This window comes from Pseudomonas marginalis, assembly GCF_008692035.1.
GTDB lineage: Bacteria > Pseudomonadota > Gammaproteobacteria > Pseudomonadales > Pseudomonadaceae > Aquipseudomonas > Aquipseudomonas marginalis.
In genome coordinates this window covers 232,948-246,632 of sequence record NZ_VTFG01000001.1, presented here as the reverse complement: position 1 = coordinate 246,632, position 13,685 = coordinate 232,948, and the positions used below count along the sequence as shown (strand labels likewise).

General features: G+C 62.9%; 10 protein-coding genes. 5 read left to right on the top strand and 5 right to left on the bottom strand.

The window, feature by feature from the left end:
* Position 1: 1 nt before the first annotated feature.
* The 5 genes from FX984_RS00995 to FX984_RS00975 all read right to left on the bottom strand — a co-directional run bounded on the left by FX984_RS00995 (position 2) and on the right by FX984_RS00975 (position 5,582).
* Positions 2-319: an STAS domain-containing protein gene (locus FX984_RS00995; RefSeq protein WP_027605686.1), complete on the bottom strand. Its 318-nt coding sequence runs from the start codon at positions 317-319 to the stop codon at positions 2-4.
* A gap of 33 nt (positions 320-352) precedes the next feature.
* Positions 353-721, bottom strand: a complete 369-nt coding sequence (locus FX984_RS00990; RefSeq protein ID WP_027605685.1) for a response regulator — start codon at positions 719-721, stop codon at positions 353-355.
* 13 nt (positions 722-734) lie between these two features.
* Positions 735-1,445, bottom strand: coding sequence for a methyl-accepting chemotaxis protein (locus FX984_RS33020; protein ID WP_371263376.1), 711 nt, complete (start codon positions 1,443-1,445; stop codon positions 735-737).
* A 634-nt stretch (positions 1,446-2,079) separates the two neighbouring features.
* A complete protein-coding gene (locus FX984_RS00980; protein WP_065927714.1) occupies positions 2,080-2,709 on the bottom strand; it encodes a response regulator in 630 nt (209 codons plus the stop codon).
* Positions 2,709-5,582 carry a PAS domain-containing sensor histidine kinase gene (locus FX984_RS00975; RefSeq protein WP_146476463.1) on the bottom strand — a complete coding sequence of 958 codons (2,874 nt, stop codon included), beginning with the start codon at positions 5,580-5,582 and terminating at the stop codon, positions 2,709-2,711. Before FX984_RS00975 ends, FX984_RS00980 begins: the two co-directional genes overlap by 1 nt.
* Positions 5,583-6,087: 505 nt before the next feature.
* Between FX984_RS00975 and FX984_RS00970 the strand changes: the two genes are divergently transcribed.
* The 5 genes from FX984_RS00970 to FX984_RS00950 are packed head-to-tail and all read left to right on the top strand — an operon-like array spanning position 6,088 to position 13,641.
* Positions 6,088-8,520, top strand: a complete 2,433-nt coding sequence (locus FX984_RS00970; RefSeq protein ID WP_027605681.1) for a TonB-dependent receptor plug domain-containing protein — start codon at positions 6,088-6,090, stop codon at positions 8,518-8,520.
* 44 nt (positions 8,521-8,564) lie between these two features.
* Positions 8,565-10,178 (top strand): ABC transporter substrate-binding protein, encoded by a 1,614-nt coding sequence (locus tag FX984_RS00965; protein WP_098479999.1) that lies wholly within the window; start codon positions 8,565-8,567, stop codon positions 10,176-10,178.
* The gene (locus FX984_RS00960) at positions 10,175-11,125 is read left to right on the top strand and encodes an ABC transporter permease (RefSeq protein ID WP_098479622.1); all 951 of its coding nucleotides are present in this window, start codon (positions 10,175-10,177) and stop codon (positions 11,123-11,125) included. The genes FX984_RS00965 and FX984_RS00960 overlap by 4 nt, the downstream gene beginning before the upstream one ends.
* 3 nt (positions 11,126-11,128) lie before the next feature.
* On the top strand, positions 11,129-12,013 hold the full coding sequence (locus FX984_RS00955; protein ID WP_027605678.1) for an ABC transporter permease: 885 nt from the start codon (positions 11,129-11,131) through the stop codon (positions 12,011-12,013).
* Positions 12,010-13,641 (top strand): dipeptide ABC transporter ATP-binding protein, encoded by a 1,632-nt coding sequence (locus tag FX984_RS00950; RefSeq protein WP_146476464.1) that lies wholly within the window; start codon positions 12,010-12,012, stop codon positions 13,639-13,641. The genes FX984_RS00955 and FX984_RS00950 overlap by 4 nt, the downstream gene beginning before the upstream one ends.
* The last annotated feature ends 44 nt before the right edge of the window (positions 13,642-13,685 follow it).

Sequence of the window (13,685 nt, the reverse complement as noted above, 5' to 3'; positions counted from 1 at the left end):
CTTACGCTCCGACCGACTGGGTGAAACTCGCATTGGTGAAGTAGTCGTCAAGGCCGCTGAGGCGAAAAGCTTCGCTCACCGTCGAACTGGGGTTGCTCAGCAACAACTGGGTGCCTTCCTTGAGAGACTCGCGCTTGATGAGGATCAACAGCTGCAAACCGGCACTGTCGAGTTCATCGACACTGGACAGGTCCAACTCCACTTCATGGGCCAGGGGAAACAACGACAACAGCACGTCCTTTTGCTCGGCAGCCGTGTAGATCGTCAGGGGGCCTTCCATGACCTGGATTCGACGTAGCATCGGGACGGCGCTTTTCATGTAAACCTCCTGGCCAGCGGTCGCTGGTCATCGCTATGGCAGGATCAACTTGGAGACGGCGGTCAGCATTTGCGCAGGCTGGAAGGGCTTGACCATCCAGGCCTTGGCGCCGGAGGCCTGGCCTTGCTGCTTCATCGCATCGCTGGCTTCGGTGGTCAGCATGATGACCGGCGTGAACTTGTAGGCCGGCAACAGCTTGGCCGCCTTGACGAAACTGAGGCCATCCATGTTGGGCATGTTCACGTCACTGACAATCAGGTGGATTTTGCGGCCGTCCAGTTTGCTCAGGGCGTCTTTGCCATCACAGCCTTCGATCACGTCGTAACCGGCGCCTTTGAGGGTGATGCTCACCACCTGGCGGATGGAGGCCGAGTCGTCGACGATCAGAATGGTCTTGCTCATCGGAAAAACTCCTCTAGAAAAACGTGATTTCGTTGGCATCGGCCTGGGCAGGCGCTTTACCACCATGAATGGCGTGCTGCTCCGGCATGGTGTAGGCCGTTGACAGCTCCTGCAGCCAACGGTCACTGCTCATTGGCGCCAGGGACTGTCCGCTGAGGCTCGACTCATGACGTTCGTCCAACTGCTGCTGCAATTTGTCGAGGTCGCGGGTAATCAAGGTCAGCATCTGGCTGACGCGGTCCTGGAACTGCAGGGCAACCAGCACCTGGGCAATCTCGTCGGCGACGTTGGCGCTCTGCTGCTGCAGGTCATGGCTGTTGCGCACAATGGTCTGGGCGGTCGTGCGAAAATGTTCGATAACCTCCGACACCACGCGCTCCGAATCGGCGAGGGTCAGGGTGTCTTGTTCGGCGTGGTGGCGGGACATCTGCACCGTGCGGGCGATGGCGGCGTTGACGGTGATCACGGTTTCGCTGATCTTGCGCCCGGTCTCGCCGGACATGCTCGACAACTTGCGCACTTCATCGGCGACCACCGCAAACCCTCGCCCCGCCTCCCCGGCTCGCGCAGCCTCGATAGCCGCGTTGAGGGCAAGCAGGTTGGTTTGACTGGCGATGTCACCGACAAACTTGGCCATCTGCTGAAGCTGCTCGGTGAAGCTCGAGAGCTGCATGACTTCCTTGAGCTCATTCTCCTTATTGGTGAGCGCGGCGCGCAGGGCCATGACGATGGAGTTGAGGTCGGCCTGGCCGACCTCCAGCAAGTCGACCAATTGTTGCGAAGCGTCCTGGCCGCCATTGCTGGAGACGCTGTGGCTGATGTTGGATGACAGCGTGCCAAAACGCTCGCTGAGGCTGAGAATCGAGGTTTCACTGATCGAACGCGCCGCTTCTATCTGCCGCGACCAGATCGGCAGCACGCTGACGCACACCTGTGCCAGGCCGTTATCGACGGCCAGTGCCGGAGCAATGGATGCCTGTTGATCGAGCTGCTGCAGGCCCCTCCACTGCGCCCGGCTCCTGCCGTTTGCCCACAGGCCCATGCCGATACACAACGCCAACACCGCGCCGCCGGCGGCCAGCGCCCCGATGCTGAAGCGCTCGCTCCAGGCAATCGCAAGCCCGCCCAGCAGGCCCGCGAACGCAACCGGAAACAGGGTCAAAGCAGCGGAAGGGGGTGGTGTCGGTGCGCTCACGGTCTGTCTCCCTGTCAAGGCATGTCGTCACGACCTGACCGGCCATTCGACTGCTTGAAAGAGATACTGGCCCGATAATGGCACTGCCACCATCGGAGCATCCCTATTCTGGGGTAGGGATCCTGGAAAACCGCCTAGGAAAATCCCTACCCCCGTACACGCTTCACGAAATACCCAGGGTCATGGCGAAACGCACAATGTCGGCGGTGGAGGAGAACCCCATCTTTTCCATCAGCCGGGTCTTATGGGTGCTGACCGTCTTGTTACTGATGACCAACTGCTCGGCGATCTGGTTGACGCTCATGCCGTGCGCCAGCAGGCGCAGGATCTGGAACTCGCGATCGGACAAACTCTCGACAAAGGTCTGCTGCTTCAAGCCACTGCTTTGCAGCGCGATCTGTTCCGCCAGCCCGGGGTCGAGGTAGCGTTGGCCACTGACCACTCGACGCATCGCGACCAACAGGGTTTCGGGATCGCGATCCTTGGTCAGGTAGCCCAGTGCACCGGCGCGTAATGCCCGTTGCGCGATATGGATTTCGTTATGCATGCTCAACACCAGAATCGGCAGTTTCGGGTATTGGGTATGCAGGCGCGCAATCAGAATCTCGCCGCTGATACCCGGCATATTCATGTCGAGCAGCAGCAGGTCGATCTCGACCTGGCGCAACAGTTCGATCAGTTGCGTGCCACTCTCGGCTTCGGCCACCACCTGCACGTCGGCGACCAGCGAGAACAGTTGCTTGAGCCCTTCGCGCATGATGGTGTGGTCATCGGCGATCAGCATGCGAATCATCAATACCTATCCTTGTGCATCGGAATGAACGCCTGGACCGTAGTGCCCTGCCCAGGATGACTGAAAATGATCACTTTGCCGCCCAGCATCAGGCCGCGCTCACGCATGCCGGCCAAGCCCAGGGTCTGGCGGCCGACGGCATCCGGGTCAAAGCCCTTGCCGTTGTCCTGGACCTCGAGCACCCAGTGGGTCTCCTGCGGGCTCAGGGTGACGCTGACCTGCGTCGCTTCGGCATAACGCGCGATATTGGTCAGCGATTCCTGCACGATGCGAAACGCTGCGGTCACGTGGGTATCCGGAAGGGTCAGGGCAATCAGCGGCAGGTTCAACGCACAGGGGACCTGGGTCAGGGTGACGAATTCGGCTGTCAGCCATTCAAGACCGGACACCAGCCCCAGGTTCAGCGCGGAGGGGCGCAGGCTCGTGGACACGTTGCGCACCACCTGGATGGTCTTGTCGGTCAGCGCCATCAACCGCTCGACCTGAGGGGTGAGTTCAGGCGTATCGGTGCCGAACTGAAACCTCAGCAACGAGATGCCCATGCGCAGCGCCGTCAGGTGCTGCCCCAGTTCGTCATGGATCTCCCGGGCAATCAGTTTGCGTTCCTCTTCCCGCGCCGTTTCCCGGCGGGTCGACAGGTCGCGTAATTGCGCGTTGGAATTGGCCAGGCGCCGCTCCGCCGCGCGCAGCTTGGAAATATCGCGCCCGACGGCCAGCACGCTGACGACCCGCTGGCCGTCGACCTCGGGAACAAAGTGGATCAACACCACCTTGGGCGCGGTTTTCAAACCCGACAATAAGAACTCCTGTTCCGTGGCTTTGTTCTGGCGAATCACCTGGGCCACCAATTCTCGAAAAAGCTGGGACTGGGCGTTCAGCGGCACCACTTCATCCATGGGCATGCCCATCAGTTCCGGCCAGGCCCCGCCCACCCATTTTCGCAACTGCGCATTGACGTAGAGCACCTCCCCGAAAACACTCAAGCGCGCGACGGCGTCCGGGCTGTTTTCCACCAGGGCGTTGATGTCGTGCTGGCGTTCCAGTTCTTTCTGCCGGGCCCGGGTCAAATGGGTCACATCACGACCGATCACCAACACCCGCTGGCCCTCGCGCCCCGAGTCGGCCACCGGCACCAGGGTAAAGTGCAGGTTGCGCACTTCGTTGCGCAGCACCATGCTCTCCTCAGACTCCACCACCCGTTCGGCGGCCCTGCATTGGTCATGGAGGGTCTGGATTCTTTCCGCGTTGAGCCGGCCAAATATCGACGCCAGCGTCTCGCCAATAACCTCGCCATGGGGTTTCCCAAGCACCTGCAACAGGGCCGGATTGACCTCGACACAGCGCAGCTCACCCCGTGGCGCAGCCTCCAGCAGGCACAACATGTCCAGGGTATGGTCGAAAATATCCCGGTAGCGGCGCTCGCGCTCCCTGAGCAAGGATTCGGAGCGCCAGCGCTCGATGGCAATCGCGGCAATGTGACAGGTCTGGCGCACGCGCTGCCGGTCGCTCTCGTCCAGCGCAGAACCGGGTGAGCGCGACAACGCGAAAGCCCCAAGGACCTGCCCCTGATTGCCGAGGATGGGCTCGTACCAGCCTGGGGAAGAAGCCATGGACTCCCCCGAGCCGGGGCTTTGCGGGTCAGCAAGCACGACGCCACAGGAGCAGTGAGGCAAGGCCAGTTGAAGATAACTCACCAGCAACCCCAGGGTTTCGTCCAGTGAGGCGCCCGTGGCCATTGTTTCGAAGATGCGCAGACGTGCGTCCTCAAGCACTTGCTGTTTGCGCAACTCAGTGATGTCGTGGGCCAGTGCCAGCACGCCTGCCACCTCACCGGATGGGCTGCGCTCAGCCATCAGGCTGACGACACAACTCACCGCTTCACCACCGGGGCCGGCCGGCCAACTGTTGAGGAATTGAGCGGTCTGGCCTGTGGATGCCACATGGCGCAGATGGTCGAGGTAATCGCCGGGCTGCTCCTCGGGGCCGGCGCCTATGGCTTCGTCATAAGACATGCCGGTCAAGAGCAGGAACGTCGGGTTGACGTACGTACGCGACAGGTTGCGATCGTAGCGCACAATGATGTTGGGTGAATTCTCCGCCAGGGTGAGGAATTTCAGCTCGCTGCCCAGCAAGGTTTCGCGAAGCTGCCAGTTCTCGGTGATGTCTTCCAGCTGGGAGACAAAACAGATCGGCTGCCCCTGGTCGTCCCGCACCAGCCCCACGGTCAGGCGCACCCAGACAACCTGGCCGTCGTGGTGGATGTAGCGTTTATGCAAGGTGGCGCCCTGCCGTGTACCGCCCTTCAACTCTTCTATCAGCTGCTTGCCCACTTCGCGGTCTTCGGGGTGGGTCAATGCCATGAACGTGGTGTTTTGCAGCTGTGCCTCGCTGTAGCCAAGCAGCCTGCAAATGACGCTGTTGGCCCTCAGCCAACGACCGTCCAGTGACACAAGCGCCAAGCCGGTGCCGGAGGAATCGAAAATGGCTTCAAGGGGGATCTCGGAGAAGCGCTCGCTGTGGGAATGCGCGGTTGGGGGCCCAGGCAGGGGAAGGATTTCAACAATAAAATAGTCGTCGCGCCACGGTGTCATCGACAGGTTCAACCGGCCGGACTGCCTCGCGGTCGCCTCGAAACACACCCGGGATCGCCCATCGGCCTTTTCCAGTGCCGCATAAAAAAGCCGGCTGTCCTGGGGGCGCAGCAAGGAGAGAAACTCAGTGGTCGTCTCGGGAGGGACGCCGTTCTGGCACTGCAACCTTGAAAACCCAGGGTTGCCCAACACGACCCGGGCAGATCGATCCAGGACCACAACCGCGCCCGACAGGCAATCCAGCACACCTTCAAGGGTTTGCAGCACATCCTTGTCTGCCATTACCGCTCCTGCATGCGTTCACGCTTACGATGAAAAACCCAGCGTAAATACTTCATCAGTCCGTGCTGGCTCGCTCCATAAAAGCCTGAAACCCATTCAATTGAATGTATGCCCAACGGGTGCCCACAAAAACAACACCCTATGGATAGCATTGCCCGGCACTTGATGGAGACTATCGTAGTCTCATTTACAGCCGGCGCCAGCCAGACTAAAGATTTACGTTCAGCCGCAAGGAATCCTCACGCCGGCCTCCGGCATGCCACCCCACGTGGATGTTTTGGATGTCGAACACTCAACCCACGCCAAGGCCCTGCACATAATAAAAATAGATGATCTTATAAATTCGCAAGATAACAATATCTAATAATTAGCTTATTCCAAAAAAGACTTTCCCCACGGTTTTTTATAGGGATATCTTCATTCCACACACCGACCCCATGCCTGGCGGAGGACGTACCCCCGATCACCAGGAGCCTTCAGCAGGCTTACATGGACCCTTTCCGACATGCCAGACATCGCCGCCCCCCTACCCCGCAGAAGATTCCACCTGTCACTGCTGACCAGTTCCCTGCTGCTGGCCGGCGCACCCTCCTTCGCCGAGGCCGCCGCCGACGAGGCCAAGCTCGATACGGTGACCGTGATCTCCACCGGTTTGCGTGGCCAGCAACGCACCGTGGCCGACAGCCCGGCGCCGATTGACGTGATCAACAGCGAACAGCTGCTCAAGACCGGGCGCGCCGAGTTGTCCGAGGCGATTGCCAAGCTGCTGCCGTCGTTCAACTTCGGCACCAATATCGCCGGCTACAACTCGGTGACGCGTCCGCTGAGCAACCGCAGCCTCGGCCCGGCCTATACCCTGGTGCTGGTCAACGGCAAACGCCGACACAACGGCGCCACCGGCCAGCGCGGGTCGATCGACAACAGCGGCGCCAATGCGGTGGACATCGACCTGATCCCGGTCAGTTCGGTGGACCATATCGAGGTGCTTAAAGACAGCGCGGCGGCCCAGTACGGTTCCGATGCCGTGGCCGGGGTAATCAATATCATCCTCAAGGCCGGCAATAGCGGCGGACACCTGGAAACCAGTTACGGCCAGTTGTTTTCCGGCCAGGGGGAAACGATCAAGGTGGCCGGCGACCAGGGTTTCAAGCTCGGCGACGGCGGCTTTTTCCACCTCTCCGCCGACGCCCGCAAGCGCGGCGAGGCCTCTTGGAACGACAAGGCCGACAGCAGCGTGCGCGCTTTCAACGACCCGGCCAGGGAAGCGGCCTGGGACCGCGTGGCCATCAAGAACGGCGACCCGGACCTGAAAGCCTTCAACCTCGCCTATAACGCCGAACTGCCCCTGGAAGACCTGACGCTCTACTCGTTCTCGACCTACGGCGAGCGCGATGCCGAGGCCGCCAACTACTTCCGCCTGCCGACCGGCCGGGCCGCCGTGCCCGAGGTGTTCCCCGACGGCTACTACCCGCTGAACAACATCAAGGACCGCGACTACCAACTGCTGTTCGGCGGCAAGGGCCAGGCGGCCGAGTGGAACTGGGACCTGAGCACCACCTACGGACGCAACAACGTCCACCATTCCAGCGACCTGAATATCAACCCGTCCCTGGGCACCGCGTCGCCGACCAGGTTCGACAACCTGGCCACCTTCCGTTTCGAGCAGTGGGTGAACAATCTGGACGTCACCCGCCGCTACGACAGCCTGTTCAACCTGACCTCGCCGGTGCAAGTGTCGGCCGGCCTGGAGCATCGCTGGGAACATTTCAGCACTTTCGCCGGTGACCCCGAAGCCTATATCACCGGCACCTACCCGGCGGCATCGGGCGCACAGGCGGCGGTGACGATTCGCCCGGAGGATGAAGTCAGCCTGATCCGCAACAACTACGCCGGCTACCTGGACCTGGGCTTCGACCTGACCGAACGCTGGTTTCTCGACGTCGCCGGGCGGATCGAACATTACGATGACGACTCGGGCAACACCTTCGGCCTCAAAGTGAATTCGCGCTACGAGTTGACCGACAGCGTCGCCGTGCGCGGCACCGTCGGCACCGGCTTCCGGGCGCCGTCGCTGACGCAGATCGGCTACACCGTGGCCGACAACCGGGTGGCCGTGGATGTGAACGGCAACGTGGTGCCCGCCGTGACCCGCCTGACCCCGTCGGGCAGCAACCTGGCCAAGGCCTTGGGTGGCGACGACCTCAAACCGGAAAAGTCACGCAACCTCGGGCTGGGCTTGACCTGGCAGCCGGCACCGCGCACCAGCGTCACCGCCGACGCTTACCTGATCGACATCGACGACCGCATCGCCCTGACCAGCAATATCTACGACCAGGGCAACGGCGTGATCAACGGCATCCTCAGCGCCCAAGGCGTGCCCTCGGGGACCTGGGTCAACTACTACACCAACGCCTTCGATACCCGCACCCGTGGCCTGGACGTGGTCGCCGACCACACCACGCCGCTGGATGCCTGGGGCGATGTGCGCTGGAGCCTGGGCTTCAACTGGAACAAGACCACTATCGAAGGCACACGGGACACCCCGAGTGCGCTGGCCAACTCCGGCGTCACCCTGGTGGGCCGCGACCGCGAAGGCGATCTCACCCAAGCCTCGCCCAAGACCAAATGGATCCTGGGCGCCAACTGGAAGGTCGAGGACCTCGCAGTGAACCTGCAAACCAGCCGCTACGGTGCGGTCAAGACCCTGGCGGTAAACCCATCCGGCGACCGCAGCTTCGGTGCGAAATGGATCACCGACCTGGACGTCAGCTACACCTTCGTCGACCAGATCACCGTCAGCATCGGCGGCACCAATATCTTCGACGTGCGCCCCGACCGGCACGCCGTGTACAGCAACCTGGGCTTGGCGCCCTACGGTAACCCGCCGTTCTACCCCGGCGGCGGCTACTGGTACACCAAGCTGGCCTACGACTTCTAAGCCAATCGCCATACGAGGGCATCCCATTGAACACCTCCAACTTGATGAGCCGTCTATTGGCCCCTTGCGCCCTGGCATTGAGCCTGGCCGCCTGCTCGCCTGCGGGCACTGACAGCCAGGCCGGCAAGACCTTGAACATCGCCTTCTTCGGCGACAACACCACCCTGGTCAGCGTCGACCCGTTCCAGGTCTATTGGCTCGAACACCGGGTGCTGCTGCGCAATATCGCCGAATCCCTCACCGACCAGGATCCGCAGACCGGCAGGATCATTCCCTGGCTGGCGAAAAGCTGGGAAGTCAGCGACGACGCGTTGACCTACACCTTCCACCTGCGCGACAACGTCACCTTCAGCAACGGCGAACGCTTCGATGCCAAGGCCGTGAAAACCGCCTTTGACAGCAACAAGGCGCTGGCGACCGAGCTGCCGGCCACCTTCGGCGCGACGTACCTGGCGGGCTTTGATCGCGCCGAAGTAGTCGACGACTTCACCGTCAAGCTGGTGCTCGCCAAGCCCAATGCGGGCTTCCTGCAGGCGACCTCCACCACCAACCTGGCGATCCTCGCGCCGGCCTCCTACGCGCTGAGCGTCAAGGAGCGTTCGCTTGGCAAGATCATCGGCACCGGCCCGTTCGTATTGGCCAGCTACACCCCGGAAGTCGGCGCGCACCTGACCAAGCGCAAGGGTTACGCCTGGGCGTCGGCGAATATGAAAAACCAGGGCGAAGCGCACCTGGAGGCGGTGGACGTCACCTACATCCCCGAGGAAAGCGTGCGTAACGGCCTGTTCCTGCAAGGCAAGGCCGACATCCTGTGGCCCCGCAACCCGTTCTCGGAAGTCGACCTGAAACTGTTCCAATCCAAGGGCGCCACCATCCAGAGCCGCTCGCTGCCGGGGCCGGCGCTGAACCTGTACCCCAACACCCGCGGCGAGCGGGCACTGGCCGACAAGCAAGTACGGCTGGCGGTGCAAAAGGCCATTGACCGCAAGAGCTACGCCAGCACCGTGTACAACGCCGAATTCCCGGTGGTGGACGGTATCTACGACGTCACCACGCCCTACTTCAAAAGCCAGGGCGCCAAGCTGGCCTACGACCCCGCGGGTGCCGAGCGCCTGTTGGACCAGGCCGGCTGGGCCAAGGGCACCGATGGCTACCGGCACAAAGACGGCAAGCGCCTGAGCCTGAGCTACAACATCACCCCGGCGGAAACTGCCGGGGACGTGCTGCTCCAGGACCAGCTGCGCAAGGTCGGTATCGAGGTCAAGCTCAACGTGGTCACTCGCGCCGAATGGGTCGCCAACAACTCGGCCGGTAACTATGACCTGACCAGCACCTACATGACCCGCGCCGATCCGATCATCTTGCAGACCATCCTCGACCCTCGCACCGCCAACAGCTCGACCCTGGCCACCAACCTTTACGCAGCGCCGACCCTGGAAAAAGCCAAGGGCCTGTTCGATGCCGGCATCACCGCCACCCAAAGCGCTCAAAGGGCGGCAGCCTACGGCGACCTGCAGGACCTGCTGATCGACGAAGGCTCGGCGTTCCCGGTGTACGAGCGCGTGTGGCAGGCCGCGACGTCGCCCAAAGTGAAAAACTTCCGCTGGACCGCCGAAGGCTTTGCCTTGTTGGGTGACATCGAGGTCGGCACGCCATGAGCCGCTACCTGATCGGCCGGGTCGGCCAGGCGCTGCTGGTGCTATGGGGGGCCTATAGCATCACCTACTTCATCCTCTATCTGCTGCCGGGCGATACCTTGTCGATCATGCTCAGTGCATCCGGCATGGAAGCCGACGCCCTGTCGGTGGAAGACCTGGCCAAGGCGCGCGCCTACTACGGGCTGGATAAAGGCCTGTTCGAGCAATATATCGACCTGCTGCTGGGGGCACTGCACGGTGATTTCGGGCAGTCACTGTCGCTCAATCGCCCGGTGGCCGAGTTACTCGCCGAACGCCTGCCCCAGACCCTTTCCCTGGCCGGCCTGGCGATTGTGCTCTCGCTGCTCGGCGGTATCGGCCTGGCTTACCTCACCGCGTATATCCGCTGGCAACCGTTGAAAAAAGCCCTGGCGCGCTTGCCGTCCCTGGGCTTTTCGGTGCCGGTGTTCTGGATGGGCTTGCTGCTGATCCAGGTATTTGCATTTGGCCTGGGCTGGTTTCCCGCCACCGGCAGCAAGGGCTTCGAAAGTCTGGTGCTGCCGGCAGTCACCCTGGCGATTCCGAGCGCCGCGGTGTACGCCCAGGTGCTGCAACGCAGCTTCCAGGGCGTGTGGAAAGAGGCCTATATCGTCACCGCCTACGCCAAGGGCTTGAGCCGCGGCCAGGTGCAGGCGCGCCACGGGTTCAGGAACGCCGCGCTGCCGATCCTCACCCTGATCGGCCTGCAGGTGGGTAACACCGTGTCCGGCGCGGTGCTGGTGGAAACCATCTTCGCCCGCTCCGGCATCGGCCGCCTGGCCCAGGAAGCGGTGCTGCGCCAGGATATTCCGGTGGTGCTGGCCATCGTCGCGGTCTCGGCGGCGGCATTTGTCCTGGTGAACCTGCTGGTGGACCTGCTTTATCCCTGGCTCGACCCGCGCATCTCCCACACGCCCAAGGTGTCCTAGACCATGACGACGCTTACCCGGAAACTGATCCGCAGCGAAACACTCTGGCGCCGCCGCAGCCCCTTACAACGCGCAACGGCGACACTCCTGCCATTGCTGCGCCGCCCAGGGTTCAGCCTGGCGGTGCTGGTGGTGCTGTTCTCGCTGGTCGCCGCCGTGACGCCGCAGCTGCTGAGCAGCTTCGACCCTTACGCCACCGCGCCGGCCGCCAAACTCAGCGCCCCCAACCTGACCCACTGGTTCGGCACCGATGAACTGGGCCGCGACCTGTTTACCCGCGTGGTCTACGGCGCCAGCCTGTCAGTGCTGGCCGCCTCCCTGGCGGTCGGCATCGCCCTGGTGGGCGGGTTGGGGCTGGGCATTTTGTCCGGGTTTGCCGGTGGCCGTATCGATGCGCTGATCATGCGCGTTGTCGATGTGCTGCTGGCCCTGCCCGGCCTGTTGCTGGCCCTGGCGATTGTCACGGCCATCGGCTTCGGTACGGTACCGGTGGCGATTGCCGTGGGCATCGGCATCATTCCCGGCTTTGCCCGCACCACCCGTGCCGAAGTGCTGCGGGTGAAAACCCTGCCCTATGTCGAAGCCGCTCGCCTGGGCGGTGCCAGTTGGGGCCGCACGTTGTTGCGGCACATCCTGCCCAACGCCTGGGGCCCGGTAGCCGTGCTGGCGACTCTGGATTTCGGCGCCGCGATCCTCGCCACCGCAGGCTTGAGTTTTCTCGGTTTCGGCGCCGCCCCTCCGGCGGCGGAATGGGGCACCTTGATCGCCAACGGCCGCCACTTCCTGATCACCGCACCGTGGGTGTCTTTGCTGCCCGGCCTGTTCCTGGTGGCCGTGGTGTTCAGCCTCAACCATATCGCCCGCACGTTCGAGGAGATCCAGCGATGAATACCCAACCGCGTTTAATCGATGTGCGCCAACTGAGTGTCGACTACCGTTCCGGCGGCCAGCTCAATCCGGCGGTGCGCAGCCTGTCGTTTTCACTCACCCAGGGCGAGACCGTGGCGATTGTCGGCGAGTCCGGCTCAGGCAAATCCACCCTGGCCAATGCGATCCTAGGCCTGCTGCCCGAGAATGCGCAGATCGGCGCCGGTGAACTGTGGGTGGATGGTCACCACCTGACCCACGCCAGCGAACGGCAGAAACGCAAGCTGCGCGGGCGCACCATCGGCCTGGTGCCCCAGGACCCGATGGTCAGCCTCAACCCCACGCTGCGCATCGGCCAGCAGATCGCCGAGGCGCTGATACTCGCCAAGGGCAAACGCTACCCCGGCGTCGATGCCGACATTGTCGAGCTGCTGCAACAGGTGGGCATCGACAACCCGGTATTGCGCGCGCGCCAGTACCCCCATGAACTCTCCGGCGGCATGCGCCAGCGCGTGCTGATCGCCATCGCCCTGGCCGGCAACCCGCGCCTGATCATCGCCGACGAACCCACCAGCGCCCTCGACGTGACCGTGCAGCGCAAGATCCTCGACCACTTGCAGCGCCTGGTCAGTGAACGCGGCATTTCCCTGCTGATCATCACCCATGACCTGGGCGTGGCGCTCGACCGTGCCGACCGTATCCTGGTGATGCAACAGGGTGAGGTGGTGGAACAAGGTCCGCCACGACAGATCCTCGCGCAGCCCAGCCACGATTACACCCGCGCGCTGATCGCCGCCGCACCCGCCTTCGCCAGGCGGCGTGAACCGTTGCTCAACCTCGACCTGGGACGTGAGCCGATCCTGAGCCTGGACAACGTCGGCAAGACGTTTGCCCTGCCCAAGGTCAAGGGCGAAGCCTCGACCTTCGTGGCCCTGGAGGATCTGAGCCTGGAGGTCTACCCCGGCCAGACCCTGGCCATCGTCGGCGAGTCCGGCTCGGGCAAGAGCACCGCGCTGCGTATCGCCCTGGGCCTGGAGAAGCCGACCCAGGGCCGCGTCCGGTTCGAGCAGCAAGACGTCACCGACCTGAGCTGGCGCGACTTCCGCCCGTTGCGCCAACGCCTGCAACTGGTGCAACAAAACCCCTTCGCGGCGCTGGACCCGCGTTTCACCGTGTTCGACAGCATTGTTGAGCCGCTGGTGTCGTTTGGCTTGCTCAAGGGCGCTGCCCTGGAACAGGCGGCGCGGGCGTTGATCAGCCGCGTGCACCTGCCGGCGAGTTTTCTCGATCGTCTGCCCCGTGAACTGTCCGGCGGCCAGTGCCAACGGGTCGCCATCGCCAGGGCCCTGGCGTTGAAACCCGACCTGCTGTTGCTGGATGAACCGGTCAGCGCCCTCGACGTGTCGGTGCAGGCGCGCATTCTTGACCTGCTGGAAGAGCTGCAACGGGAAATGGGCATCGCCTACGTGCTGGTGTCCCACGACTTGTCAGTGGTGGCCAACTTCGCCCATGAGGTGCTGGTGCTGCGCAATGGCCGCGTGGTTGAACAGGGCTCGGTGGAGCGCATCTTCAACCAGCCGGCCAGCGACTACACCCGTGAATTGATTGCGGCCATCCCTGGCCGTCACGTCACGGCAAGCGCCGCCTGAGCCTGATTGCGTCGCGCAGCCCCAGGAAGGAAGCAATCGATAAC

Excerpts from the sequence above, each read along its gene's own strand:
- FX984_RS00960 (WP_098479622.1), top strand. The coding sequence starts at position 10,175 with ATGAGCCGCTACCTGATCGGCCGGGTCGGCCAGGCGCTGCTGGTGCTA.
- FX984_RS00955 (WP_027605678.1), top strand. The coding sequence starts at position 11,129 with ATGACGACGCTTACCCGGAAACTGATCCGCAGCGAAACACTCTGGCGC.
- FX984_RS00970 (WP_027605681.1), top strand. The coding sequence starts at position 6,088 with ATGCCAGACATCGCCGCCCCCCTACCCCGCAGAAGATTCCACCTGTCA.
- FX984_RS00975 (WP_146476463.1), bottom strand. The coding sequence starts at position 5,582 with ATGGCAGACAAGGATGTGCTGCAAACCCTTGAAGGTGTGCTGGATTGC.
- FX984_RS33020 (WP_371263376.1), bottom strand. The coding sequence starts at position 1,445 with ATGGCCCTGCGCGCCGCGCTCACCAATAAGGAGAATGAGCTCAAGGAA.
- FX984_RS00965 (WP_098479999.1), top strand. The coding sequence starts at position 8,565 with ATGAGCCGTCTATTGGCCCCTTGCGCCCTGGCATTGAGCCTGGCCGCC.
- FX984_RS00980 (WP_065927714.1), bottom strand. The coding sequence starts at position 2,709 with ATGATTCGCATGCTGATCGCCGATGACCACACCATCATGCGCGAAGGG.
- FX984_RS00995 (WP_027605686.1), bottom strand. The coding sequence starts at position 319 with ATGAAAAGCGCCGTCCCGATGCTACGTCGAATCCAGGTCATGGAAGGC.
- FX984_RS00990 (WP_027605685.1), bottom strand. The coding sequence starts at position 721 with ATGAGCAAGACCATTCTGATCGTCGACGACTCGGCCTCCATCCGCCAG.
- FX984_RS00950 (WP_146476464.1), top strand. The coding sequence starts at position 12,010 with ATGAATACCCAACCGCGTTTAATCGATGTGCGCCAACTGAGTGTCGAC.